Raw genomic sequence first — 24541 nt, forward strand, 5'->3', positions numbered from 1 at the left:
GGCCCGCCACGCGGGCCGGCGCGGGCTCGGGGACTCGGGCGCCGCTCCTGCCTCCGGCACGCTCCGCCCGGCCCCCGGCCCCGCGCCACCAGTAAGTTGCCGCAGGGTTACCCGCCACACGCTTTGCACCACCCTCCATCCCGCCGGACCGAGGACGACCACACCGCCACCGGAACCACCCCGAGCGCCACGGCCCCACCGGAACACCACACCCCACACGGACAGCAGCACCGCCACGCCCCCCCCAGGACCAGCCCGACACCGCCGCCCAGCCCGGAACCCGGAAAACGAGCAGACGGAAAAGATCGGGGGACGAGGCGGGAGGGCAAAGAAAGGTCAGGACATGCCTCCGGCGGGGGCGCTCAGACTCCGGGATGGACGGAGCGCCGTCCGCGAGTGCCGGCCGGAGCGTGGCGAGCGTCGTGGGGCTCCCATCCCGACCACCTTCGACCCAGGCAGAGCCGAGCAGTCGCGGCCCAGGGCGTCAAGGTCGTTCGTACAGTGGCGCGCTCCACCTTGACGCCCTGAACCACGACCGCTCCACGGTGTGTGGGTCGAAGGCGGACGGGATGGGAACTGGGGTGAGTTGAGGGTTGTCCTGAAGCCTAGGCCAGCATCCGCAACAGCACCCACGAGTGAAGATCATCAACAAGTCGCTTGTACGTAGCGACGTTCAGTTGTCCGCCTCGATAGTTCTCCCCATGGGCGGTCTTGTTGCGGACCGCCAGCAAGTTGCCCAATGAATTTCGGCGCTCGTCGGTATCCAGAAACGAGACAATTTCAGCCTTCCAGGCATCCCCGAACCTACCCACGACCCTTTCTAGAGCTTCGGGAGTAAGATTCGGCGCCTTACTGAAGGATGACAGAGCGAAACTCCGCGCAGCGCCAGCAGTAGTGCTAGAAATATATCCACAGACAGCCTGAAAAATCAGCTGCTCCATGTACCCCGACAGGCGAATGCACATATATTTATGCATATCCTCCTGAAGCGGAATATCAACCGACAACAGGCCCTCCCTGTACCTCTTATACGAGGAATCCAGGTCGGTCTTTAGTTTCAATATCTCAACCCGGGCACTATTCTTGTTCGTCGGCAAGAGATTCCCCCCGGAACGCCCTGGTCGCGAGCTTGATGCGGGCACTAACTTGTTCCGCATGTGAGGTACTTTCCGAGATGGCGTACTGGTACCTATCGTTTTCCAGGAGAGTCGTTAGCGCCGCCGAAACATCCTCGGCGGAAATATCGGCGCGCTGTTCAAATGCAGACATCAACCCTACCAGCACTGCATCCGTGTGTGCCGCGTTCACCTGAGTACCGCGAATCTTGAGGGCCCGCACTCCTCGGGCTTCATTGAGCAGTGCAGTTGCCTTAGTGAAACGGGACCGGATCGCCTCAGCATCCGCCGGAAGTTGATCCTGGTTCACTTCTAGGTAGTCGTTCAAGAAGCGTGCCATGGGGGGCCGAAATACCTGAATGCCACGCGCTGTCGGCATCAGAGAAATAGCCCTCAGAATCAGCTCATGGTCCTTGAGGTCGCGATTCTGCGGCCCAAACAAGGTCCTCCAGTTTGGATCCTGGTTCAGATCCCTAACGAAATTCACAGTTTCACCGGCGTACAAGGCGACCCGGATTTGCTGTGGCTTCAGGTTCGTGCCACCACTATTGATCCTCTCGAAGAGAGAATATACTCCACGCTTCCCTTCCGCCCCCTTGGGAACGACAATAGTTGCCTGAATGAAGGTGTTGTCGAAGATACGCTGCTGGGTGGGCTCCAGATTCTCATAGGTGTGCCCTTTAAAATCATCACCCACATATCGAAGAGCAAATTTACTCAGCCCCCTAACGGACCGATACGTTCCCCGCTTAAATGCTTGGAGGGTTGTGAGACGCTGCTGACCATCTAGGACGAGGTATCGCCGATCAGCTAGCTCTACGAGGAAAATTCCTGGCACTGGGTAACCAAGCAAAATGGACTCGATAAATCGATCCATCTGCTTTTTCTTCCAGACGAGCCCTCTCTGGAAGCCTTCGAAACCTGCAATGTCATCTTCGGCAAGTGGTTCGAAGGTAGGGATTATGAAAGTGTCGTTATTGAGCCGCTTAACCAGGCCGTCGACGTCGAAGTCTGCCCCGAAGTACCGCAGGGCATCATCTGCCCGAACGGGCGAGTTGTCGACCTCGTCGGTTTCAGGATCCAGAACATCTGAATCCGCCTCGACAAGGCTTTCCTGTGGATCTTCGTCGGACTCGGCCGCTGCTGCTGTGACACTCTGACTGTCTGCCATGCCGCAACCCTAGCTAGTGGCGCCTCACTCAGTGGGGCACTTGTCCATCTTTCGTTCGGTGCTGTCAGTACACAGTCGTACGCTTCCGCCATGCGTAGAGGAGCGATCACACGTGAGTCCGTGCTCAAAGCCTTGGCTGAGCACGATGAGCTGGGACGTGACGTCTTCCTGGCGAAGTACGGCTTCGGAGCGGCGCGGTCTTACACCTTGGTGCACGAGGGCCGAGAGTACGACTCCAAGGCAGTCGCCGGGGTAGCACACAAGTGGGACCAGGGGAGGGCTCTTACGCCAGTCGAGTTCAGCGGAGGCAAGGACCATGCCGTGGCATGGCTCAAGCGGATGGGCTTCCAGGTCAAGGCCATCAAGAACCCGGACTGGGCTCGCGACGAGATCATCCTCGCTTGCCACCTGGTGATGGAGAACAGCTGGAAGGGGCTGGATGCCCAGGACAGCCGAGTAGCGGAGCTATCTACCCTGCTCCAGCTGCTTCCCATCCATCCTGAAGCGGAGCGCAACGAAAAGTTCCGCAACTCCAACGGCGTTGCTCGCAAGACATTCGACATCGCCACCCGGCACCCGGGGTACCAGGGAAAGCCCACCAACGGGGGAGTTCTGGATGTTGCGGTGCTGCACGACTTCCTTAGCCGGCCGGAGGAGATGGCCGAGGCTGCACGGCTCATCCGGCAGGGCATCGCCAGGGGCGAACTGCAGGCCTTCGTGCCGCCTGAGGACGAGGATTTCAGCGACGACTACAGCGCGCCGGAAGGTCGATTGCTCATGCGTCGGCACAGGGCACGTGAGCGGAACAAGGCTCTGCGCAAGAAGAAGGTCACTTCTGTTCTTCAGCGCGGCGGACAACTCGCTTGTGAGGCGTGCGGCTTCAACTTCGAGAGGGTCTACGGGGACCGTGGTGCCGGGTATATCGAGTGCCATCACGTTCTCCCGCTCCACGTAGCAGGGGAGGGCCGAACCAAGCTCAGCGACCTCGCCCTCATCTGTGCGAACTGCCACCGCATGATCCACCGCCGCGCCCCTTGGCCTACACCTGCGGAGCTGGGAGCCACGATTGAAGAGCATCAAGCCTCCTTGCACACCGAATCCACTGCCACCGCACGACAGTTCAATCGGATCTCAGAAGATTCCCTCCCTGAAGACCGACGATGACCGACCTAGTAGAGCCTGTCCTGCTATTCGACGAAGACGGCCGCATGTTCATCCTTCACGACTCATCCCTGGCCGACGAGCTGATCGAGTCTGCGGACGAATTCTGCGAAGGCTATGACGGCAAGGGCCGTCCCCTCCGAGCGCATGGGGCCTCTGGTCAGGTGGCCTTGGCTCTGGTCGCCTCAGAAGCGCACGAAGATAAACTCCGCACGCAAGTCGAGCGCTACTACTCGGTCTACGCTGCACGACACCCCACACGAACCCCTCCGCAGAGAGATGATCTTGCAGCCTTCATTCGTGCAGTGGCGGACGACTTCGTCGAAGAGTAGGAGCGAAGGCCCGTGCCACAACCGCGCCAGATAGGACGGGGACTCACGGGGAACGGCGGCTGATCGCGGAGGGCTGGGCCGACAGACGCCGAAGTCAACTTCCCGCAGGTCAGGCCCCAAATCATCTCACCTCGCTCCTAAAGCGGGTGTCGCAGGTTCGAATCCTGCCGGGGGCACCAGTTCAGAAGGGGTCCACCTCCGGATTTTCGGAGGTGGACCCCTTCTGACATCCAGATCTGACATCAACGGCGGCGATCACTGACGACCGGGACGCCTCCTGAGCAGCCGGTCCATGTGGCTCATGGCCTCGCGCTGCGTGTCCTGCACGACGTGCGTGTAGACGTCCATGGTGATGCTGATTTGGGAGTGCCCAAGGATCTCCATCACGACACGGGGCGCGACTCCGGCCGCCGTGAGGAGGGTGGCGGTGCCGTGTCGGGCGTCGTGCAGCCGGATCACCCGGAGGTCGGCGGACTCGGCGACGCGGGTGAAGGAGCGGTAGACGTTCCGCGGCTCGACCTGGCGGCCGGTGCGGGTGGTGAAGACGTAGCCGGACTCCTGCCACCGCTCCCCCGCCTTGGCACGAGCAGCTGCCTGCCGCATCCGGTGCCAGCGCAGCAGCGCGATGCAGAGGGCGGGCAGCGGGACTACCCGGCGACGGCGGCTCTTGGGATCGTCGTCGTGCAGGACGCCCCGACGGCGCCGGGTCTGCTGGCGGACGTGGAGGACGCGGTTGTCCAGGTCGAGGTCCGACCAGCGCAGTCCGACGATCTCACCCCGGCGGAGCCCCATGGCGATGGCCGGCACGAAGGCCGCGTAGAGCGGGTCTTTCCGCGACGCGGCGAGGAAGTCGAGCGTCTCGTCCAGCGTCCAGGGGTGCAGCTCGCGTGCGTCGGCGCGGGGCGGTTCGACGAGCTTGGCCACGTTGCGCGTGATCAGCTCCTCACTGCACGCGGGCGGGAGCGCCGAGCGCAGCACGCGGTGCGACTCTTTGGCCGTCGCGGCAGTGGTCTGGTTCTCCAGTCGGACGAGGAAACGGCGCACATCGGCGACGCTCAGGGATTCGAGCCTCTTCGCACCGAGCATCGGCGACAGGTGGAGCCGGACGTGTGCCTCGTACTTGTCGTACGTGCTGAGCTTCCGGCGCGGCTTGATGACGTTGTCCAGCCAATACGGCAGCCACTCGGAGAGCTTGGCCGAACGAGTGGGCACGGGAATCTTGATCGAGACCAGGCAGCGGGAGCGGATCAGGTCGTAGACCTTGGAGCGTCCGAGCTTGGGCCGCGTCATGACCTCGGACACGGTCAGCAGCTCTGCGGTGGCGGTGGTAGTGCTGCGGCTCCTTCCATGATGAGTTGGTCTTTCAGGGCTTCGCGGGCGGTGTCGCGGTTGAGTTGGAGGCCGCGGGCGATGGTGGCGGCGAGGGCGGGTTCGCCAGGGGTGTGGCCGTGGCCGGCGTATTGCCAGTCGGCCAGGACGAGGACGAAGTCCGGTTCGAAGTCGGGCGTGCCGAGGGCTTCGCGTTCTTGGGCGACGCGGAAGTCAGCGCGGGCCTGGCGGAGTTCGCCGAGGGTGGTCGAGTAGCGGCGGGACTTGAACCTGGAGTGGCCTCGAAAGCCGAGCACGTGGGCCCAGGCCCACAGGCGCCGGTCCGGGGAGAGCGGGTCCAGGTGCTTACATGCTTCGATCAGGTGTCGGGTGTGGTCGGGGACCTGGTGACGGTCGAGTTCGGAGAGTTCGCCGATGCGGCGGTCCAGGGTGCCAGTGTTCTCGGCGGTCTTGGTGGCGTACTCGGCAACGTAGGAGGCGACGGCCTGTTCGGTGATGTCGGAGCCGTCGCCGAAGGCTTTGACCGGGCGTACGTCGAGTTGGGTGCCCCAGCGGAAGGTTCGGGCCGGTTGGTCGGCGGCGGCCGGGACGGACACCGATGTGTAGCTGCGCGAGGCAGCTGCGTGGATCGCGTCGGTGAGGAGCGTGACCGTGGCCCAGGACGGCGGCGTCTCGGGGCCTTCCGGGCCGTCGATGCGGATCACTGCTTGGAAGTGCAGGGAACCGCGCTTTTGAAACTCGGCGACCTTGCCGTACGAGAGCCGGGCCGACTCCTTCAGCTCTCGCCGGGAAAGGCCGGCGCGGGCGGCGATCTCGCGGCGGAGGCGGGTCGTGAAGCGCATCCACAGGTTGCCCGCGTGGTTGTTGAAGAGGACGGCGGCGGGCTCATTGCGGCGTGCGTTGGGGGCTCCCATCCCGTCCGCCATCGACCCAGGCAGAGCCGAGCAGTCGCGGCCCAGGGCGTCAGGGTCGTTCGTACAGTGGCGTGCTCCACCTTGGCCCCCTGAACCACGCCCGCTCCACGGTGTGTGGGTCGACGGCGGACGGGATGGGAGCTGGGGAGAGTGGTGGGCTGACAACGAGCGCAACGCGGCCCCTCACCTACTTGTGAGGGGCCACGGAACCGTGGAGTCGGGGACCGTGGGGCCTTTCGCTGAATTCGTGGTCTTCAGCGAAAGCGCCAGAAGGGCGCCGCTTCCGGATCGACCATCGCGGCCGGTGAACGACCACCATCATTTACCGAGTATTCAGCGCAGGCGGAAAGGCGGACCTTGAGCGCAGCCGGGCGGCACATTATTGCCGCTCACGTTAAAGTCTGCACACGTAAGGAACAGGTCGTTATATTTGCCGAGCAGGAAGGCAATGATACCGATCGCCACCGTGATGCCAACGGCCATGAAACGCTGAGCTGCAGGAAGTTCATCATAGTCGGACAGCAGAATTTTCGACAGCAGCCAGGTCAGATACGGAGCACCCACCAGGGTAATCACCACCTCGAAGTAATGAAGGTAGTGGAAACCGCCGCTTCTTGGTGCCGTAATGCCCAGAATAATCCAGAGGGACGGCAATAGAAGTGCGATCCAACTGCTCCAGGGCACGGCAACTCTCCTGCGTAGCGCCAGGCCCGAGAGCAGTACGGCTGTGGCCACAGCCCAGAGAGCCATCGCACTGTCGAAGAAGATGTCGCCATAGGCGCCGAATGTGAACGCCGGCCACCAGATGACTAATGTTCCACCCGCCGCCGCGGCCGCGGCGGTTCGCAGAACAGAGTGAATTTCAGGTAGGCCGCGCCTAGCGTTCGGGCTCGGATCGCGCGGCTCTCCATGCATCATTCCAACTCCACTAATTCACCGTCAAGCCGGCAGGCGATTACTTCTATTCGCTTCTTTTTGCAAGATAAATTCGGCTCGCCCGACAATATATAGGTGCGACTTCCCAAGTTATGGCAACACGCCGTTGCGGCAGTGGTTCTCGCATTGCTTCGCATGACCGCCCAGTCGCAGCGGGTTCCCTCCTCGCCCGCATGCGCGCCCGCGGCGTGCGCGGGCCTTGATGACCTGTGGACAGTTCTACCGCGCCACTGTCAGGAGGCGAGGATGCCGATGCCGTCACCGAGCAGTTTCAGCCCCAGGACGAAGAACAGGACCGCCATCACGGCGACGTTGTGCTGAGCTGCCCAGTCTTTCCAGTTGCCGAGTGTGGTCTTCGCTCGCTCTCCCCCGAGCAGGAAGACTCCCAGTGGGGCCAGCAGGCCGAGGGTGGCGATCAGGACGAAGACGGCCAGCGATGCGATCTGCTGCCCGACCGGCAGCCCGGCTGAGCCAATGGAGGCGGCCGCGGCGACGGTCAGCGGGGCGTTCTTGGCGTTGAGCGCGGCCAGCGCCAGTCCGAGTCCGAAGACCTTGACCGGCGTGAGGCGGTCGATCGCACCCATCCACTTCGGCAGCTGGGCCTGTGAGGGATCCTTTGGGCGCCGGTGCCATTGCCGGGCGCCGAAGACGACGAGGAATACGCCAAGAGCGAGCTTGAGGGCTCCCACCCACGTAGCCGGATGATTGTGCGCGGAGGCACCTGTGGGGGAGGCGATTGCCAACATCACCGCGCCCAGTGCCGCGAGTCCCAGGATCCAGCCGACGGTGAAGAGGGGGCCGTTGAGACGTCCCCGAGGCGTGGCGAGTATGAGGATGATGGCGATGATCGGGAGCGGGCTGATCGCGACGCCGGCCGCAAAACCCAGCACGTCACCGAGAACTGCGCCCATGGTTGCCTCCAGGTGGGGATCAGGGGGCGATCCAGTGGAGCAGGGCTTGGCGCAACCGATGCCCCGGCGCCTGGGCCGCGCACCGGGCTGTTGTGTGATCGGCTGCGCCGCTGTCTTCACGGCCGCCCGCAAGTGGCTGCCCGAGAATGGCGACGACGACGTACTCGGCACGTCACACCAGTTCCATCCTCCTGCGCTCGGCCGGATCTGTCCTCGGGAGTTTCTCGGGACACGCGAGTACCCCGGCGTTGCCCTGCCGCACCGGCCTGGCTGGACCCCGCAGTGCCGGAGCTTCCCGAGAATCCGCCCCAGGTGACCACAATGCCCAGGGCCCGGGATGCGAGGCAGTGCATCCGCAGTGAGGATTGATGTGTGGGGGCGATGGCGCCCCATGTCCGGGCGCTTGGCAACCCTCGCATCGATCTGTGACAGGAGGACCTCGCGATGGCTGCGACAGATGCAACCCAGCCGGCTCACCCTGAGCACCCGGGCATGACGGATGGGGTCAGTAACGAGTTCACCGTTTTCACCAAGATCAAGCCGGGCGAGGCCGATGCGTTGCGTGAGGATCTCACCCGGCTCGGTGACGCGGCGAATGACGAGAACGTCCATGCCGCGCTGCGCCAGATCGGCACGCTGCACGATGCACGGCACGTCATTTTCGACAACGACACCAGGTTCATGTTCGCCAGCGTCTTCGACGGCTCGTGGGACACCTACATCGACGACTTCGCCAAGACGGTGGTCGGGGCCCGCTTCGACAAGGTCTTCTCGCACAGCGAAGGGTTCCCCGGCATCAAAGATCCAGGGGTCAAGGACTGGTTCCTCGCCCACCAGGAGCCCGCGGGAGTCTTCGTGAGCGCCTATCCCGATCTGACCGTTCAGCAGATCTACAAGGACCAGCGCGTGGACGACGCGTTCCAGGCGGTGCTGGACACCGCCGAATTCCGGGCAATGCTGGATAATCCCGCCAACGCGGAGCTGGTGAGCACGCCAGCCTTCCAGAAGCTGCTGGAGGAAGCCGCGGTCTAGCAGTCGGACGCAACCAACCCTCAGAGCTGGCCCAGCGTCGGTGGACGGCGCCGGGCGCTGGTCGGCCTCTGCAGGTCTGCCCGCGCAAAGGCCGATATGGAGGCACAAGCGAGCATGAACACGACAGAAGGCAGCCGCGCAGTCGGCGTGCGCGTCGAGATCGACGACGTCCAAAGCGGGGCACTACGTCCACGGCCCGTGCCGTACGAGGGAAAGTTCGTCTTCCTGCGGGTCGATGACCGCCACGCCGGGCGCGCCCTCCTGCAACGGCTGCTTCCGGTGACGGCGAGCGGTCTGCCCAGCGTGGACCCGGGCCAGGATGCCTGGGTGGCTGTGGGGCTCACCTACCAGGGACTGAGTGCCCTGGGAGTGCCCCAGGAGTCGCTGGACAGCTTTCCGCAGGCGTTTCGTGAGGGCATGGCCGCTCGGGCGGAGCTGATCGGCGACGTGGGCGAGAGCGCCCCGGCCCACTGGGAGGCACCGTTTGGAACGGGCGATGTTCATATCGCGTTGAGCGCTCTCTCCTCCGATGCGGCGCAGCTGGACAAGGAGCTGGAGCGGGCCCGCGTCGCCTACGAGGACACGCCCGGTGTCCAGGTCATCTGGCAGCAGGATGTTCATCAGCTCCCGACCGGGCGAACCACCTTTGGATTCCGCGACGGCATCAGCCAGCCGAACATCGAGGGCGTCGGGCTGCCCGGCTCGAACCCGCAGGAAGCCCCGATCAAGGCGGGCGAGTTCATCCTCGGCTACCCCGATGAAACCGGCAATCTGCCGCCGATGCCCAGCCCCGATGTGCTGGGGCGCAACGGGACCTACGCGGCCGTTCGCAAGGTCCACACCAAGGTGGCGGCCTGGCGGCAGTACCTGCGCGCGAACAGCTCCGGTGCCGAGGAGGAGGCACTCCTGGCGGCGAAGATGGTCGGGCGCTGGCCCAGCGGGGCGCCGCTTACGCTGGCGCCGGAGCACGATGATCCGGAGCTGGCGGCCGATCCGCATCGCGTCAACAATTTCCTGTACCGGGAGAACGATGATCGCGGTCTCCGGTGCCCGGCCGGTGCGCACGTCCGGCGCGTCAACCCCCGAGATTCCACCATCATCGGCGACGCGCGGATGCACCGGCTCATCCGCCGCGGCACCACCTACGGCCCGCCGCTGCCCGAGGGCGTACTGGAGGACGACGGCGCCGACCGGGGCCTGGTCGGAGTCTTCCTGGGGGCCCACCTGGAACGACAGTTCGAGTTCATCAAGGCCGAGTGGGTCAACGACGGCAACTTCATCGGATATCCCGGCGAGAAGGACCCGGTGGCCGGGCATCACGGCGGAACCGGCAGCGTCACCATCCCGGAGAGGCCGGTCCGGCGCCGTCTGCAGAATCTGCCGAGCTTCGTGGTCACCCGGGGCGGCGAGTACTGCTTCGTGCCGGGTCTGCGTGCCCTGCGCTGGCTTGCCGAACTGGAGGACTGACGGCAATTCCTGCCCCCGAGGTCCCACCACGGTCTCCGAGGAAAGGTCGCAGTCATGGCAGCACAGTTCGTCCGCTACACACCTGATGTCGAAGACGATGACCCGAACTTCGACCGCAACCTGCAGACGGTGATCGAGAAGACCGAGAGCTACATCTCCGAGTCGGTCAAGGCCGGTGGCACCGGCCGGGCTCTCCGCGACGCCCATGCCAAGGGCTACGGGCTGGTCCGTGGGGAAGTGGAGATCCTGGACGGGCTTCCGCCCGCGTACGCCCAGGGCATCTACGCGACTCCGGGAACTCACGATGCGCTCATCCGCTTCTCCAACGGCTCGCCTCATGCCGGAGCCGACGCGCGACTGGGCGCCGCCACCGGACTGGCACTGAAGATCTTCGACATCCCCGGCCCGACCCTGCTGGAAGACGAACCGGACACGGGCACCTTCGACTACGCCAACATCAACGGGCCGATCTTCTTCTGCAACACAGTCGAGCACTACCTGTTCATCCAGGAATTGTTCCTGAACGCGCCGGCCTACTTCTCCCAGGGCCGACCCGGAGCGCATCGTTTCTTCACCGAGTTCGTGACCGGTAAGGGAACGCTGGACCAGGACAACTGGGCGTGGGACGAGTTCCTGGCCTTCCTGCGCCTGTCGAAGATCTCTCCGGCAAACGTACTGCTGTCGAGCTACTGGACGATGGGCGCGGTCAGGCACGGGGACTACATTGCCAAGGTGCGCATCACCCCCGATCCGTCCTTCGCCGCTGCCGTGGTCCGGCGCGACATCGACCCGACCTCGGCGGCGGAGGTCTTCCGACCGGCCCTGGTGGCCGAGCTCCAGGAACGGCCCTACGCCTTCGACATCCAGGTTCAGCTCTGCACCGACCTGGAGCGCATGCCGGTGGAGGACACCACAGTGGAGTGGCCCGAGCAGCTCTCGCCGCCCGTAACCGTGGCCAAGCTGCGACTGCCGCAGCAGGACATCTCCGGCCCGGAAAACCTGGAGAAGATGGACGCGCTGTCCTTCACGCCCTGGCGGGTCACCGCCGAGCACGCGCCTCTGGGCAACATCATGCGGGCCCGCAAGGAGGTCTACCGGCAATCCTCCATCGCGCGCCACAAGCTCAACAAGCAGCCGCGCACGGAGCCCTGCAGCGCCGATGAGGTACTCGGCCAGGCCTGATCAAGCTGACCGACGGGACGGCAAGCGTTCAGTGCGGGGAACCACGGGGAACACTCAAAACCAGGCTGGCGTCTCGGCGGGCAACAGCGCGCTTGCCTGGTTCCGTCACGGCTCAAGCGGGCAACCCGGCAGAGAACAACTGAGCTTCCCAGGCTGACATCAACGGTCGACATCGACGACGGTGGACGCAGGCGACCTTGAGCGGTCACACACCACGCCGGCGTCGTGACGGTCGGCACCTCGTGACGACGCAGCACAGACGCCCCGCCACCACCACGGTGACGGGGCGCCGCACATGCCCGGGCCAGGGCGCCGTCACCCGCCCGACGGGTACCGGGTCACCTTCGTCACCTTGCACTCCACCTTGCCCGACGTATTCGACAACCCCTGTGCCGTCTCCACCGCCTTCTGCCCCGGTGCCAGGTTGTTCGTCGCAGCCATCCCCTCGCCCAGACGCGTGCCCTCACCGTTCACGAACTCCACGGACACGATGTAGTTCGCCTTCTCGTCGGAGTGGTTCACGATCTCCACGTCCGCGGCCGGCCACGTAGTCGACGAGTTCACCGTGCACCCGGTGACCTTCACGTCCGCCTCCGGCCCCTTTTCGGCGGCCTTCTCCTTCTCGACCGGCTTCTCCGCCTTGTCCGCCTCCGCAGGGGTGCCCTTCTCAGGCGTCTTCCCGGCAGGCGAGTGTCCTGTGGCGCTGTTCTCGGTCGTCGAACCGACGCTCGCTATGCCGGCCACCAGGGCGCCGCATCCACCGAGGACGACCAGGCCCCCGATGACGGACAGGGTGACGATGAGCCCGGTGCGGGACTTCTTCGGCGGCGGGACCGGTCCGCCCCAACCCGGGCCCGGCTGCGGTGGGTACTGTCCCGGCTGCTGCTGCCACTGCGGGTGGGGCTGCTGGCCGGGCTGAGGCGGGTACGACATGGAATCCCCCACGGGATGGTGCGACGTGTGAAGGGCCACCGTACGGCTTGCCCGGAATGCGAGGACCCGGAAGTGTTGAAAATGTGATGACACCTGTCGTCACTCAGCCGACGACACCTGCCCCTTCCCTGCCGCGATCTGGCCGACCGCCTCCCCGGTCACCCCATCCGCTCACCGAATCGACACCCTGCAGACCTGCTCCTCCGAGCACGGCTCCATGAAGGCGTCCGTGCCCGGGGAGGTGGCCTGTGTGCCGATGGCGGTCACGGGCCTCGCCTTCGACCGCGGGTTCCCCCTACCCCGGGCCTGCCGCACCTTCCCCTGTACCTGCTCAACCGCGAACGGATCGAGGAGCTCCCCGGCCCCTGACGGCGAAACGGCGAGGTGGGTCAGCGAGGTGGGTCAGCGAGGTGGGGACTCGGACGGGTGCTTCGGGCGGGCGGAATCCCGCGAGGCCGGGGAATCGGCCGGACTACCATCGGCGCATGATGCAGCGAAGGGCCGATGTCGCGTAGGCCACCGGGGGCGCTTCGGGGCGAACGGTCCAGGCACCGGAGCCGTGTTCACCGTCACGGCCGCAGGCGGATCAGTTCGTTGTTCGTCGATGTCTGTCCGGGGCCGCCCGTGTGTTCCGCCGTGCACACGTACCTCTTCGTCGACGGTCTCGACCTGATCGCGCGCAGCGACAGCGGGGCCAGGGGGCTGCCTCCGGGGGAGCTGCTGCGACCCGGCGGTCCGCTCCACCCGACGGATGCCGTTCGCGGCGTGGACGTGGCGTACCGGGAGCACCTCGGGGACGGGGCCCCGGGGCTGCGTGTCCGGGTGGGGCTGCGCGGCGGGACGGTCGTCTGGAGCGGGCTCATGTGCCCGGGGCCCGGCGGCGGGGTGATCGAGGAGGTCCGCTTCGAGCCGGGGCAGTACCTGGGCGAGATCGGGCGGGCGTACCGTCTGCACGCCCGCCCCGCGCCCCGGGCCGGGCCTCAGCGGGCGTCGCGGCGCAGTTCGTAGCGCCAGACCTCGTCGAGGTCGTGCTCGTACGGGGTTCCGGGCGGTGCGGGCGGGAGGCGGCGGGCTCCCGCCACGCAGCGTTCGTCGTCGTGGCGGGCGAGGCCGTGGACGGCGGCGACCCGGACCGGCCGGCTCACGTCGTCCAGCAGGGCGGCCATGGCGTCGGCGAGTTCGGGTGCGCGGTCCCTGCCGTCGGCCACCGTGCGGCAGGCGCCCTGTCGTACGTCCGCGTCCGGGTCCGCCATCAGGTCCAGCAGCGCCTTCCGGACGGCGGGGGCGAAGTCCGGCACCCCGCTGTCGAAGCCGAAGGCCACGGCATGCCGCACGCGGCGGTCGGGGTGGCCGGCGTGGGGCAGCAGGGCCGCGTCGCCGCGCGGGTCGACGTGTTCGGCGAGGCCGGTCAGCACCTCGGCGAGCACGGCGCCGTCCCGTTCCCGGGCCGACCGGTCGAGGAAGAGTTCCAGCGCGGGGCCGGCGAACCGGTCCTCCTCGCTCTCGTCGAACAGGTGGGTCAGCCGCAGCACCTCGGCGCCGAACAGCCGGTGCACCGGGTCCGGGCCGGTGCACAGGGCCACCGCGGCGTCCCAGGTCTCCCGGTCACGGCGGTGGGACAGCAGCAGGGTGGAGCTGGTCCGGACGACGTGCTGCCGGCCGGGGTGGGCCATCGCCCGGTCCAGCAGTTCCCCGAAGGGGGTCCGGACGCCGAGCATCGCCTCCAGGTGCGTCAGGATCGCCGCGTGCCCGTCGCGCGCGGTCGCCCCGCCCAGGGCGTACTCGTCGGCCCCGGTGAATCCGTCGTCCTCGACCCGGGTACGGGTGCGCGGGGCGCCGTCACCCGTACGGCGTCGTAGTTCCGCCTCGACGCCCGTCCCGTACCAGTGCCCGGCGAGGTCCCGCGCCTCCGTCAGTTCGGCCTCGCGGTGACGGCGCCGGTGGGCGGCGTCGCGCAGGAGGGCCTCGACCACCGCGGGCGAGCCCGAGTCGACGGCCTTGCGCAACGGGGCCACCCCGTCCGGGCCGGTCCGTGCGGGGTCGGCGCCGTGCTCGACGAGCAGGCGGACGACGTCAGCGGCGTACGCCCCGATCGCCAGGCACAGCGCGGGGGTCCCGTTCCCGTCGCACGCGTCGGGGTCGGCGCCCGCCCGGAGCAGGTCCGCCACGGCCTCGGTGTCCCCGGCCCGTGCCGCGGACACCGGCGAGGAGGCGGTGTCCGGGCAGCCGGTCGTGTTCTTCTTCACCGGTCAAGGGTGCGGGACGTCGTCCCCGTGCCCCTCCGCACCGGTGCGTGCGCTCGTCGCGGACGTCACCGTTCCGCCGTCCCGTCGGGGGCGGGACCGGACGTGCCGGCCGTCGGCAGCGCGCCCACGCGGTCCGCGTAGTAGACCGACTCCGCCACGTGGAAGGCGAGTTGGCGGAAGGTCCACCCCGTTCCGGGCGACCGGTCGAGCCGGCCGGGCGCCAGGGCGTCCAGGCGGTTCGCCCAGATCCTGGCCAGCCGGGTGAGCCGGCTGCGCGCCTCGTCGAGGTCGGCCCCGGTGAACGGCGCGAGGTCGGCCGCGGTGGTGATCGCCGAGGCGTGCCAGTGGTCGGGCAGCGTCTCCTCGCCGACGAGCCGGGCCTCCATCTCCGCGAGGTGGTCGATCAGGTGGTCGGCGACGCGGCGGATCGCCTTGTGCGGGGTGTGGAGCCGGTCGTCGGCGGGAACGGGGCGGCCGTCCCACGCGGTCCAGGTCGCGGCGAGGGCCAGGACGTGGTCGACCATCTCCGTCACGACCTGTGCGGGGTCGCGGTCGTCCGTCACCGGAACCTCGTCGGGGGCGTCGGGGGCATCCGGTACGTCGGGGGCGTCGGGGGCGTGCTTCGTTGCGGTCATGGGCCGACGCTAGGCCCGGAACGCTTCGGTCCCCGCCGAACCGTCGTGGTCCGACGGAAACGGCCCGGGGCGGCTCGGGAACGGCTCCCGGCGGGGCCGCGGCCGGGCGGGGCCGTCGCGGACTTCACAGTCCCCGCCGGCCACCGGAACCCAGCCGTTAGCGTCTACCCCACAGAACTCGTCCACCCGACCGGAACGGAACGCCGCAGTGACCTCTGCCGAGCTGTCCCCACGTCGCCCCTTCCCGCGACGCGCACACGACCCCGCGAACGCGCGCCGGGGGCGGCTCGGGCGGCTTCCGATGCCGCTCCTGGTCACCCTCTGCGTCCTGCCGCTCTACGGAGTCTGGTGGGCGGTCTTCGCGACCGGCGGCGGCGACCTCGCGGCCCAGGAGGCCTGGGCGGAGTTCGCGAAGATGTACCCCGGCTCCGCCTACAACCTCTTCTGGTACGGCGGACTGCACACCGTGAACTACAGCGTGATCTCGCCCTATGTGATGGCGGTTCTCGGTGTGGTGCCCGTGACCCTGCTGTCCGGGCTCGCGTCGTCCTGGCTGGCCGCCGCGCTCGTCGAGCGCAGCGGGCTGCGCAGGCCCCTGTGGCCCTCGCTCGTGGTGGCGTTCTCGCTGTGGTGCCAGGTGGTGTCGGGGCGGTCGACGTTCATGCTGGGCACGGCCTTCGCGCTGGGTGCCGTGCTCGCGGTCGTCAGCGGGCGGCGCCTGGTGGTCGCGGTCGTCTGCGCGGCGCTCTCCACCATGGGGAGCCCCGTCTCCGGGCTGTTCCTGCTCGTGGTCGGCGCGGCTCATCTGCTGTGCCGCGAGTGGGGGAAGGCCGCCTCGCTCGTCGTGCCGCCGGTCGTCGTGGTCGCGCTGACCACCCTGCTGTTCCCGTTCGAGGGCGAGCAGCCCATGGCGTTCAACCGGATCTGGCCGCCGGTGATCCTGTGCGCGGTGATCGTGCTGACGGCGCCGCGCGCCTGGCGGGTGGTGCGGTTCGGGGCGGCGGTGTACGCGCTCGGCGTGGTGCTCTGCTACCTGATCGCCTCGCCGATCGGGACGAACGTCGAGCGGCTCACCGAGCTGGCGGCCCCCGTGACGCTGCTCGCCGTCCTGCTCAACGGCCGCGAGCGGGGCGAGGCGGACGCGCCCCCGGAACGGCTGTCGTTCACCTGGTTCACGCCCCGGCGCCAACGGGTGGGCTGCGCCGTCGCCCTGGTCCTCTCGCTGCTCTGGCTGTCCGGCAAGACGATCGCCGACATCGTCACCAACACGAAGGTGCCCGACTACGCCGTCAAGACCGAGGGCGTGGTCGCCGAACTCCGCAAGCTGGGCAGCGAACGCACCCGGGTCGAGGTGGTCCCGGCCCGCGACCACCGGGAAGCGGCCGTCCTCGCCCCCTACGTGAACATGGCCCGCGGCTGGAACCGGCAGGCCGACGTCGAACGCGGGCGGCTGTTCTACGACGGGCACGGCGGGACCGACGTGCCCCCGGGCACCTTCTCCTCCGCCTCCTACCGCGCCTGGCTCTCCCAGTGGGCCGTGGGCTTCGTCGTGCTCGTCAACGGCAAGCCGGACGGCCCCGCCGAGCTGGAGCACGCCCTGGTGTCGAGCGAGCCCGACTACCTGGAGCGCGTGTGGGAGGACGACAACTGGAAGATCTACCGGGTGAAGGACGCGACCCCGCTGGTGAGCGGGCCCGGCTCGGTGGTGGACTCCGACGGCGCCAGCCTCGTGGTGAACATGCCGAAGCCCGGCTCGGTGACCGTGCGGGTGGCGTACTCGCCGTGGCTGTGGGCGGACCACGGCTGCCTGGCCGAGGACGGCGAGTTCACCCGGCTGACCGTGAAGAAGGCGGGCGAGGTCCGGCTCGGCTCCGCGTACGGCGGCCCGTCGAACGGCGTGGCCCCCGAGTGCCCGTGACGGCCGGGGCTCGTGAGTCCTCCGGGCGTGAGTCCTTGCGGCCGTAAGCCCAGGAGCTCCTTGTCGGCCCCGCTCGGGCCCGAGCGGGGCCGCGGCCGGACGACTGTGCCCCGCGACGCTTTCTTGCGTCGCGGGGCACAGTGTTTCGGGCCGGTCGGGCGCTCAGGGGCAGCCGGTCCGGATCAGCCGATGCGGGTCAGCTTGGCCCCGAACGACGGTTCCACGAGGTCGCCCTGCAACGCGACGGCCACCTTGACCTGGCTTCTCCCCTCGCCCACGGTGAGCGTGCCGACGTGGGTGCCGGCCGCCGCCGCGTGCGGGATCTTCTTGCCGTCGTCGGTCAGCTCTATCCGGACGGTGAGCCCGGCCCAGCCGACGGCGGACACGTCCTTGGTCGCGACGACCGGAACGCTGCCGCCCATCCCGTCCGAGACGGTGCCGACGACGTCGCCCTTCTTCACGACCTTGGCGTTCTCCAGCAGGTCCTGCGTCGCGGTCATCACTTCCTTGCTGACCGCGTTGACCGTGTCGATGATGGGCGGCTGGTGCTGGCCCAGCACGGCGCCGACGATCAGCTGGTCGGTGTCGCCGACCATCTTGTGGGCGGCGAAGAGCAGGTTCCCGCCCGCCTTGCTGGTGGAGCCGGTCTTGATGCCGAGCGCACCGTTGTAGGGCACGAGGGTGTTGTAGTTGCGCCAGTTCTTGCCCGACGGGTCGGTCCACGACGGCAGCTTCGTGATGTCCATCAGCGCCGGGATCTCCACCAGCTTCTCACCGAGCTTCACCTGGTCCTCGGCCGAGCTGACCGTGGTCGCGTTGAGCCCGGACGGATCGGTGTAGGTGGTGTTCTTCATGCCGAGTTCCTTGGCGGTCTCGTTCATCTTCTTGACGAACGCCTCCTCGGAGCCCGCGTCCCAGCGCGCCAGCAGCCGCGCGATGTTGTTGGCGGAGGGGATCATGATCGCGGCGAGCGCCTCGTACTCGGTGAGCGTGTCGCCCTCCTTGACGGTGTTGAGCGTCGACTCGCCCTCGGCGTCCAGCCTGCCGTCCGACTCCCCCTTGGCGTCGACCTTGATCTTGGGACCCTTCTCGCCCTTCTTCAGCGGGTGGTCCTTGAGCACGATGTACGCGGTCATCGCCTTGGCCACGCTGCCGATCGGCACGGCCTTCTGCTCACCGAACGAGCCCACCGGGCCCAGCCCGGTCGCCGCCATGTAGCCCTGGCCCTCGTTGGGCCACGGCAGGGACGGCTTGTCGCCCTTGAAGGTGTACGTGTCCTTCGCCGACATCTGGATCTCGGGGTCCGGGAGCGGGCGCATCATCTGCGCGATCGCAAAGACGATCAGCAGGAGCAGCACCAGCGGGGTCCAGATCTTGACCCTGCGGACGGCGGTGCGGACCGGCGTCTCCGGCGGCGGAGGCGTGTTCGTCAGCTCGGCCAGCAGGTCGAGCGGCGGCTTCGGCGGCATCGGCTGCTGCGTGGTCCGCTCGGCGGTGCTCAGCGAGGCGGGGGGCGCCGCGGCCGGGGCGGGCGCCCCGGCCCCGTGCGGCGCCGCCGGCGCGGGCCGTACGTCGTCCCGGCGCAGGGGGACGAACTTGCTGGTCCGCTCGGCGGAGGACTCGGGCTCCGAAGCGGGCGTCGACGCCTGCTTCGAGTCGGGCGAAATGACCTTCAGCGCGGTCGTCGGCTGGTCGACCCGGGCCGCGGCGGGCGCCCTGAAGATGGCCGTCGGCTGGTCGATCCCGCTCTTGTCGCCGTCGTCGCCATCCTTGTCGCCCTCGGCGCTCCTGGCGTCCTCGTCGGCCTTCTCGGCGCCCTTGGCGTCCTTGTCCGATCCGGCGTCGGCGTCCGCGTCGGGCTTGGGGTCGGCAGCAGCCGCGGCCTTCTCACCCTTCTCGGTCTTCACGTCGTCGGCGTCGGCGGACTCGGACGGGTCGGCCTTCGCCGCGTCCGCATCCACGTCATCCACGTCATCCGCGTCATTCACGGCCCCGTCGGCGTCCGCGTCCGCCTCCGGCGCGTCCGAATCGGCCTTGGCCTCAGCCTCGGCCCCGGACCCGGTCTCGGCAGGCTTCGGGGCGTCGCCCTTCGCCGGCTCCCCCTCGGCGCCGTCCTTCGGCCCGGACTCCTCACGCGGGGTCTCCGGCTCCTCGGCGGCCTCCGGGACGGTTTCCGCCGCCGCCTTCTCCGCCGTACCGTCCTCCGCGGGCTCCTTCACCGCGTCGGCGTCGGAAGCAGCCGCCTCGGCGTCGGAACCGGGCTCATCCGCGTCGGAAGCAGCCGTGTCGGCGGCTCCGTCCTCGTCCGCGGCCCCGGCCCCGTCCGCGTCCACGCCTCCAGAGGCCCCAGAGGCCCCCTCCCGGCCTCCGTCGCCCTTTCCGGCATCCTCCGCCCCGTCGGCGTCCGCGGCGCTCTCAGGGCCCTCGGAGCCCTCGGGCTCCTCGGTGTCGTCCTCGACGTCCTCGACCGGCTGCGTACGGAAGACGGCCGTGGCCGTGTCCGCCTTGACGCCGTCGGACCCGTTGGCGCCCCCGGCGCCCTCACCCTCGTCGTCGGCCCCGGCGAGCTCTCCCGCGCGGAACACGGTCGTCGCCGTGTCCGTTCCTCCCGCGGTCGCGTCCTTCGCGGACGGTTCGCGGAAGACGGCAAGCCGCGGATCGCTTTCGCTCCGAGCCGTTCCCGACGACTTCTGCTGCTCCGACTTGTCGGGGGACTCGCCCGCCACCGATGCCTCCTACATGCGGCACGGGGGACACCCCCGCGCTGTCCGAAACCATCTACCAGTGTCCTGTGTGAACCACCGGCCCGGCTGCAAGACGAGAACGACATACCTACTGGTTCCCATACAAAGCACCCAGGCACTCTCGACAGACCAATGTGAGAGGGGTCACCCTGTCATTCATCCACGCGGGGAGGCATGGATGGGCAGGAGCCGCAGAACAATTCCGGAGGAGCTTCTGCTGCTCGCTCTGGACCCGACCACGGGTACCACAGCGCAGCCGCAGTCGCTCGACCTCGGCCTCGCCGGGGCTCAGCTAGTGGAGCTGGCTCTGGCAGGACGGATAGCCCCTGACGGGGATCGTATCGCCGTGGTGATGCCACGGCCGACAGGAGATCCGACTCTGGACTCCGCACTGGAACTGCTGCGCCGACGCGGCAGCCCGGTTCGGGCGGTCCACTGGATCGGCGGGCCCCGACTGGGGCTGCGTCAGATCTACCTCGCTCATCTGGAGCGGTGCGGCATGGTGCATGCCGTGGCGGGCCAGATGTGCGGAGTGCTGCCGACGACTCGCTACCAGGCGACGGACACGGCAATCAGCCGGGACATCAGAGCCAGGCTGGACAGTGCGATCCGCACCGGTGTACCGCCGGACCCGCGGACCGCGGCGCTCGCCGCGCTGGCCCACGCGGTCGGACTCGGCAAGCACCTGTACCCCGGGAACGAGGGGCGTTCATCGCGCTCCCGGCTCCGGGACCTGATCAGGCACGACCCGATGGGCGGCCTCGTGGCGCACGCCGTGATGGACGTCCAGAACGGGGCGGTCGCACAGCCGCGCCGCAACCAGGCGGCCGGAGTCCCGTTGCAACCGCAAGTGCAGTCGCAGTCCCGCCGCGGCAGCATGGCGCACACCGCGGCCCACTAGGACCGCGCCGGCGCGCCCGCACCGCAGCACACCGCAGCACCGCAGCACATGACGCCACCGCACCACCGCACCACGGCGTCGCCGTACCCACGGCACCAATCGAATACCGCCGCACCGCCGTCCCCAAGACCCGGTTCGGGAGCCGCACCGAGCGCGGGGCAGCCGAGACATCGGCTGCCCCGCGCGCGCGTGTGTCCATTTCCCAGCGCGGCCGGGGCAAGTGGTGGCAATCTGCTCAGCAGTAGATACGCACAGCTACATAGCCGGAGGTGCCGTTTCCGTGCCGTCCAACGTCAATCCCACCGTCAGGCGACGCCGATTGGGCCAGGAATTGCGCCGACTGCGCGAGCTCAAGGGCATGACGGCCGAGGAGGTGGCGGAGCGACTGCTGGTATCGCAGTCGAAGATCAGCCGCCTGGAGAACGGCCGCCGTTCCATCAGCCAGCGCGACGTCCGCGATCTCTGCGGGGTGTACGAGGTCGCGGACCACCGCATCGTCGACTCGCTGATGCAGATGGCCAAGGACTCCCGCCAGCAGGGCTGGTGGCACGCCTTCGGCGACATCCCGTACAGCGTCTACATCGGTCTGGAGACCGACGCGGAGTCGCTGCGGGTGTACGAACCCCAGGTGGTCCCGGGCCTGTTGCAGACCCGGAGCTACGCCGAGGCACTGATCAACGGCGCGCTGCCGGAGGCCCCGCCGAGCGACATCGACAAGCGCGTCAGCGTCCGGGCCCGCCGCCAGGACCGGATCACCGACCTGGAACACCCGCTGCGGCTGTGGGCGGTGATCGACGAGTCCGCGCTGCGCCGGCTGGTCGGCAGCAAGCAGGTGATGATCGAGCAGCTGGAGCAACTGGTCGAGCTGTCCCGGCTGCCGCACGTGACCGTGCAGGTGCTGCCGTTCGAGATGGGCGCACACCCCGGCATCAACGGGCAGTACGCCATTCTGGAATTCCCGGACGCCGCGGACTCCAGCGTCGTCTACATCGAGGGCGTCACCAGCGACCTCTATCTGGAGAAGGCGAACGACGTCCAGCGGTACAGCGTCATGTACGAGCACCTGCGCGCACAGGCGTTGAATGTGGAACAGACCCGGCACTTCATCACCGAAATTGCGAAGAAGTACACCGAACTCCCCGGCGTGTGACCGGGACACGTCTCCGTCGGCATACACCCGATCCGCACGGCCCGGCAGCGCGAGCCGCACGGTCCGACGCGAACAAGCCGTGCGGAAGAGAACCGAAGAGAGCGGAAGAGAAACACGCCGGGCCCTCCGGTACATGAATTCCGGACAGCCCGAACGCCCCGTGAAGTCCGTAATGCGGAAAATGAAGTGATGTTACGGGAGGGGCGGCGGGAGAATACACCGCCGCTCACCCGTAGCGGAAGATAAGCAGAACACATACCACCCGGTCGAGTGAACGCCCCCCTCGCCCAAGTGGCTTGACGAGTAGCGTCGATCACGCCAAACGGAACACCGGCGGAACGCCGTTGGTGTCATCCACGCGACTCTTTGAACCGGAGTGAACATGGCCATTCGTCAGGGTGCTACGGACAAGTGGACGAAGTCCTCGTATTCCGGGGGCAACGGCGCCTGCGTCGAAGTCAAGTCCCCTCTCGTGCGGGCAATTGACGTACGCGACTCGAAGGCCCCCGAAGGCCCTTCGATCACATTCGTACCCGCCGCGTGGAACGCATTCGTGCGTGATGTCGGCAAGGGTGCCGTCGACGCCTGACCGATGAATTCGCGCGTTCGCACCGCAGCGCCTTTCCGGTGTCGTCGTCAGCCCTCTCGACTGGTCCGCCGTCCTGGCCGAGGGGGCTCGACACCCGCCCTGCGGTGCGTGTCGCTCAGCGCAGCCGGTCGACGTACAGATCGGTTCCCGGCACCGTCGGGATGAACGGCGCCACCAGCTCCACCCGCCCCCGGCCGGATTCCGCGACGATCGTGTCGAGCCCCGTGAAGTGCCCGGCCCAGCACTCCCCCGGCTCCTCCTGGAGGAACCACAGCAGGGTCAGCCGGGTGTCGACGCCCTCCACCTGCTTCACGTAGGCCATCCGGTCGCCGGGCAGCGGTGTCGGGCGGAAGACGGTCACCATCGCCGCCGGGGAGCCCTCCAGCCGCTCCGGCAGATGCCGCGAGCGCAGCCATTCGAGCAACTCGGCCCGCTGCCCGGGGCCTTCGGCGTCGATCACTTCGAGGACCAGCCCGCGGTAGGGGTGGTCCAGGGCGTGGAAGTCCCGGGGCCCCTCGGCGCCGTCCCGGTAGACCGTCGCCTCGTGGTGCTGGAACGAGGTGAACACATGGGTGCGGTCCCGGTGGACGCGGTCGTCCCGGTCGAGCCGCTTGTTGATGCCGACGGTCCACCTCATGTGGTCGTCGTAGCGCCCCTCCGTCACCCAGTACGTGGACAGGTAGCAGCCGGCCCCGACCGGCTCCGCGACCGCGGACCGTTCCGGATAGCGCAGTTCCCGCAGTTCACGGGTGGCCACCCAGCGGCGCCCGGCGAACATCCAGGGCATCGCCATCGCGCCCGCGTAGTAGTGGTCGTCCTCGTACCAGCGGTTGTACGCGCGCTCGTGGCCCGGGTGCGGTTCGACCAGGGTGATCAGCGCGTGGCCGGGGCGGACCCCGTACGGCCCCAGCGCGGCCAGTTCGCCGTAGACGGCGCTCCGCGTCTCGTCGCTCATGCCGTTCCCCTTCCGTACTCGGCCACGACGCCCTACTCTGACGCACCGTCAGAAAAACTGCCAGGGTGCGGAACCACCACTGTCCGGAGGCCGTCGATGTCGCTCGCGGGGAAGACCGTCGTCGTGTCCGGTGTGGGGCCCGGGCTCGGGCACCGGGTCGCCGCGGCGGTCGTGCGGGAGGGCGGGGACGCGGTGCTCGGCGCGCGCACCGCCGCGCAGCTCGCCGGGTCGGCCGCGCGGATCGACCCCGGGGGCCGGCACACCGCCCATCTGGCCACCGACATCACGGACGAGGCGCAGTGCGGAGCGCTCGCCGCGCTGGCGCTGGAACGGTTCGGGCGGCTCGACGCGGTGGTACACGTCGCCGCCCTGGACCGCCATTTCGGCGGGGTCGAGGACGCCGACCTCGACGCCTGGCGGTCGGTGCTCGACGTCAATCTGCTCGGCACGCTGCGGATGACCCGCGCCTGTCTGCCCGGCCTCAAGGAGCGGGGCGGCTCGGTGGTGATCATCGGTACGCAGTCCTCGGTGGCCGCGCCGTCCCGGGTGCGGCAGGCGGCGTACGCGGCGTCGAAGGGGGCGCTCACCTCGGCGATGTACTCCATGGCGCGGGAGTTCGGCCCGCACCGCATCCGGGTCAACACGGTGCTGCCGGGCTGGATGTGGGGCCCGCCGGTGCAGGCGTACGTACGGTCCACGGCGCGCGCCGGGGGAATGAGCGAGGCCGAGGTGCTGAGCGGGCTCACCGAGCGCATGGCCCTGCCCGAACCGGCCACGGACGGCGATGTGGCGGAGGCCGCCGTGTTCCTGGCGTCGGACCGGGCGCGGGCGATCACCGGACAGTCCCTGCTGGTCAACGCAGGTGAAGTGATGCGCTAGGGAGGAGGGGTGCGGCCGCGGCGGCATCCACGTCCGCACCC

The 24541-nt window shown here is 68.2% G+C and carries 21 protein-coding genes and 1 pseudogene; 11 read left to right on the forward strand and 11 right to left on the reverse strand.

Features of this window, described 5'->3' with window-relative positions:
- Positions 1–605: 605 nt before the first annotated feature.
- Both ACFYW1_RS10170 and ACFYW1_RS10175 read right to left on the reverse strand, forming a co-directional pair.
- Positions 606–1157 (reverse strand): HEPN domain-containing protein, encoded by a 552-nt coding sequence (locus ACFYW1_RS10170; protein ID WP_388989812.1) that lies wholly within the window; start codon positions 1155–1157, stop codon positions 606–608.
- The gene (locus ACFYW1_RS10175) at positions 1078–2286 is read right to left on the reverse strand and encodes a DUF262 domain-containing protein (protein ID WP_388989814.1); all 1209 of its coding nucleotides are present in this window, start codon (positions 2284–2286) and stop codon (positions 1078–1080) included. The genes ACFYW1_RS10170 and ACFYW1_RS10175 overlap by 80 nt, the downstream gene beginning before the upstream one ends.
- Before the next feature lie 321 nt (positions 2287–2607).
- On the opposite strand from ACFYW1_RS10175, the gene ACFYW1_RS10180 reads away from it, so the two are divergent.
- Positions 2608–3450, forward strand: coding sequence for an HNH endonuclease (locus ACFYW1_RS10180; protein WP_388989816.1), 843 nt, complete (start codon positions 2608–2610; stop codon positions 3448–3450).
- A complete protein-coding gene (locus tag ACFYW1_RS10185; protein WP_388989818.1) occupies positions 3447–3779 on the forward strand; it encodes a hypothetical protein in 333 nt (110 codons plus the stop codon). Before ACFYW1_RS10180 ends, ACFYW1_RS10185 begins: the two co-directional genes overlap by 4 nt.
- A gap of 255 nt (positions 3780–4034) precedes the next feature.
- Here the strand turns inward: ACFYW1_RS10185 and xerC are convergent, their stop codons facing one another.
- From xerC to ACFYW1_RS10205, 4 genes and pseudogenes are all read right to left on the reverse strand, one after another.
- Entirely contained in the window at positions 4035–5069 is a 1035-nt protein-coding gene (gene xerC / locus ACFYW1_RS10190; RefSeq protein WP_388989820.1) for a tyrosine recombinase XerC, read from the reverse strand.
- Between the two features lie 14 nt (positions 5070–5083).
- Positions 5084–5989, reverse strand: a pseudogene (locus tag ACFYW1_RS10195) (replication initiator); the annotation flags it as partial.
- Between the two features lie 366 nt (positions 5990–6355).
- Positions 6356–6940, reverse strand: a complete 585-nt coding sequence (locus ACFYW1_RS10200; RefSeq protein WP_388989822.1) for a hypothetical protein — start codon at positions 6938–6940, stop codon at positions 6356–6358.
- 251 nt (positions 6941–7191) lie between these two features.
- Entirely contained in the window at positions 7192–7869 is a 678-nt protein-coding gene (locus ACFYW1_RS10205; RefSeq protein ID WP_388989824.1) for a GAP family protein, read from the reverse strand.
- A 444-nt stretch (positions 7870–8313) separates the two neighbouring features.
- On the opposite strand from ACFYW1_RS10205, the gene ACFYW1_RS10210 reads away from it, so the two are divergent.
- The 3 genes from ACFYW1_RS10210 to ACFYW1_RS10220 all read left to right on the forward strand — a co-directional run bounded on the left by ACFYW1_RS10210 (position 8314) and on the right by ACFYW1_RS10220 (position 11550).
- Positions 8314–8901 (forward strand): hypothetical protein, encoded by a 588-nt coding sequence (locus ACFYW1_RS10210; RefSeq protein ID WP_388989826.1) that lies wholly within the window; start codon positions 8314–8316, stop codon positions 8899–8901.
- Between the two features lie 147 nt (positions 8902–9048).
- Positions 9049–10368 (forward strand): Dyp-type peroxidase, encoded by a 1320-nt coding sequence (locus ACFYW1_RS10215; protein ID WP_388989828.1) that lies wholly within the window; start codon positions 9049–9051, stop codon positions 10366–10368.
- A 54-nt stretch (positions 10369–10422) separates the two neighbouring features.
- On the forward strand, positions 10423–11550 hold the full coding sequence (locus tag ACFYW1_RS10220; protein WP_388989830.1) for a catalase family protein: 1128 nt from the start codon (positions 10423–10425) through the stop codon (positions 11548–11550).
- A 315-nt stretch (positions 11551–11865) separates the two neighbouring features.
- Here the strand turns inward: ACFYW1_RS10220 and ACFYW1_RS10225 are convergent, their stop codons facing one another.
- Positions 11866–12483: an FxLYD domain-containing protein gene (locus tag ACFYW1_RS10225; RefSeq protein ID WP_388989832.1), complete on the reverse strand. Its 618-nt coding sequence runs from the start codon at positions 12481–12483 to the stop codon at positions 11866–11868.
- Between the two features lie 636 nt (positions 12484–13119).
- Between ACFYW1_RS10225 and ACFYW1_RS10230 the strand changes: the two genes are divergently transcribed.
- Positions 13120–13491, forward strand: a complete 372-nt coding sequence (locus ACFYW1_RS10230) for a hypothetical protein (RefSeq protein ID WP_388989834.1) — start codon at positions 13120–13122, stop codon at positions 13489–13491.
- Here the strand turns inward: ACFYW1_RS10230 and ACFYW1_RS10235 are convergent.
- A complete protein-coding gene (locus ACFYW1_RS10235) occupies positions 13464–14729 on the reverse strand; it encodes an ankyrin repeat domain-containing protein (protein WP_388989836.1) in 1266 nt (421 codons plus the stop codon). The two genes, ACFYW1_RS10230 and ACFYW1_RS10235, sit on opposite strands and share 28 nt — an antisense overlap.
- Before the next feature lie 65 nt (positions 14730–14794).
- Positions 14795–15253 carry a hypothetical protein gene (locus tag ACFYW1_RS10240; protein ID WP_388990178.1) on the reverse strand — a complete coding sequence of 153 codons (459 nt, stop codon included), beginning with the start codon at positions 15251–15253 and terminating at the stop codon, positions 14795–14797.
- A 412-nt stretch (positions 15254–15665) separates the two neighbouring features.
- Here ACFYW1_RS10240 and ACFYW1_RS10245 point away from each other — a divergent pair, with 412 nt between their 5' ends.
- Positions 15666–17282: a hypothetical protein gene (locus tag ACFYW1_RS10245; protein ID WP_388989838.1), complete on the forward strand. Its 1617-nt coding sequence runs from the start codon at positions 15666–15668 to the stop codon at positions 17280–17282.
- Between the two features lie 182 nt (positions 17283–17464).
- Here ACFYW1_RS10245 and ACFYW1_RS10250 read toward each other — a convergent pair whose 3' ends face one another.
- Positions 17465–20008, reverse strand: a complete 2544-nt coding sequence (locus ACFYW1_RS10250) for a D-alanyl-D-alanine carboxypeptidase family protein (RefSeq protein ID WP_388989840.1) — start codon at positions 20006–20008, stop codon at positions 17465–17467.
- Between the two features lie 196 nt (positions 20009–20204).
- Here ACFYW1_RS10250 and ACFYW1_RS10255 point away from each other — a divergent pair, with 196 nt between their 5' ends.
- From ACFYW1_RS10255 to ACFYW1_RS10265, 3 genes are all read left to right on the forward strand, one after another.
- Positions 20205–20927 (forward strand): GPP34 family phosphoprotein, encoded by a 723-nt coding sequence (locus ACFYW1_RS10255; RefSeq protein ID WP_148836626.1) that lies wholly within the window; start codon positions 20205–20207, stop codon positions 20925–20927.
- 280 nt (positions 20928–21207) lie between these two features.
- The gene (locus ACFYW1_RS10260) at positions 21208–22077 is read left to right on the forward strand and encodes a helix-turn-helix domain-containing protein (RefSeq protein ID WP_388989843.1); all 870 of its coding nucleotides are present in this window, start codon (positions 21208–21210) and stop codon (positions 22075–22077) included.
- A 382-nt stretch (positions 22078–22459) separates the two neighbouring features.
- Complete coding sequence (locus ACFYW1_RS10265; RefSeq protein ID WP_388989845.1) at positions 22460–22666, forward strand: DUF397 domain-containing protein; 207 nt, start codon at positions 22460–22462, stop codon at positions 22664–22666.
- A gap of 115 nt (positions 22667–22781) precedes the next feature.
- On the opposite strand, the gene ACFYW1_RS10270 is transcribed toward ACFYW1_RS10265, so the two are convergent.
- Positions 22782–23621, reverse strand: a complete 840-nt coding sequence (locus ACFYW1_RS10270; protein WP_388989847.1) for a hypothetical protein — start codon at positions 23619–23621, stop codon at positions 22782–22784.
- 96 nt (positions 23622–23717) lie between these two features.
- Between ACFYW1_RS10270 and ACFYW1_RS10275 the strand changes: the two genes are divergently transcribed.
- Positions 23718–24500: an SDR family oxidoreductase gene (locus ACFYW1_RS10275; RefSeq protein WP_388989849.1), complete on the forward strand. Its 783-nt coding sequence runs from the start codon at positions 23718–23720 to the stop codon at positions 24498–24500.
- Positions 24501–24541: the final 41 nt, after the last annotated feature.

Source organism: Streptomyces sp. NPDC002669 (genome assembly GCF_042889165.1).
GTDB lineage: Bacteria > Actinomycetota > Actinomycetes > Streptomycetales > Streptomycetaceae > Streptomyces.

Bases quoted from the DNA above. Each gene is read 5' to 3' on its own strand.
- xerC (WP_388989820.1), bottom strand. From the start codon at position 5,069: ATGACGCGGCCCAAGCTCGGACGCTCCAAGGTCTACGACCTGATCCGC.
- ACFYW1_RS10205 (WP_388989824.1), bottom strand. From the start codon at position 7,869: ATGGGCGCAGTTCTCGGTGACGTGCTGGGTTTTGCGGCCGGCGTCGCG.
- ACFYW1_RS10240 (WP_388990178.1), bottom strand. From the start codon at position 15,253: ATGGTCGACCACGTCCTGGCCCTCGCCGCGACCTGGACCGCGTGGGAC.
- ACFYW1_RS10270 (WP_388989847.1), bottom strand. From the start codon at position 23,621: ATGAGCGACGAGACGCGGAGCGCCGTCTACGGCGAACTGGCCGCGCTG.
- ACFYW1_RS10255 (WP_148836626.1), top strand. From the start codon at position 20,205: ATGGGCAGGAGCCGCAGAACAATTCCGGAGGAGCTTCTGCTGCTCGCT.
- ACFYW1_RS10275 (WP_388989849.1), top strand. From the start codon at position 23,718: ATGTCGCTCGCGGGGAAGACCGTCGTCGTGTCCGGTGTGGGGCCCGGG.
- ACFYW1_RS10175 (WP_388989814.1), bottom strand. From the start codon at position 2,286: ATGGCAGACAGTCAGAGTGTCACAGCAGCAGCGGCCGAGTCCGACGAA.
- ACFYW1_RS10220 (WP_388989830.1), top strand. From the start codon at position 10,423: ATGGCAGCACAGTTCGTCCGCTACACACCTGATGTCGAAGACGATGAC.
- ACFYW1_RS10265 (WP_388989845.1), top strand. From the start codon at position 22,460: ATGGCCATTCGTCAGGGTGCTACGGACAAGTGGACGAAGTCCTCGTAT.
- ACFYW1_RS10225 (WP_388989832.1), bottom strand. From the start codon at position 12,483: ATGTCGTACCCGCCTCAGCCCGGCCAGCAGCCCCACCCGCAGTGGCAG.
- ACFYW1_RS10185 (WP_388989818.1), top strand. From the start codon at position 3,447: ATGACCGACCTAGTAGAGCCTGTCCTGCTATTCGACGAAGACGGCCGC.
- ACFYW1_RS10200 (WP_388989822.1), bottom strand. From the start codon at position 6,940: ATGATGCATGGAGAGCCGCGCGATCCGAGCCCGAACGCTAGGCGCGGC.
- ACFYW1_RS10170 (WP_388989812.1), bottom strand. From the start codon at position 1,157: ATGCGGAACAAGTTAGTGCCCGCATCAAGCTCGCGACCAGGGCGTTCC.
- ACFYW1_RS10245 (WP_388989838.1), top strand. From the start codon at position 15,666: ATGCCGCTCCTGGTCACCCTCTGCGTCCTGCCGCTCTACGGAGTCTGG.
- ACFYW1_RS10210 (WP_388989826.1), top strand. From the start codon at position 8,314: ATGGCTGCGACAGATGCAACCCAGCCGGCTCACCCTGAGCACCCGGGC.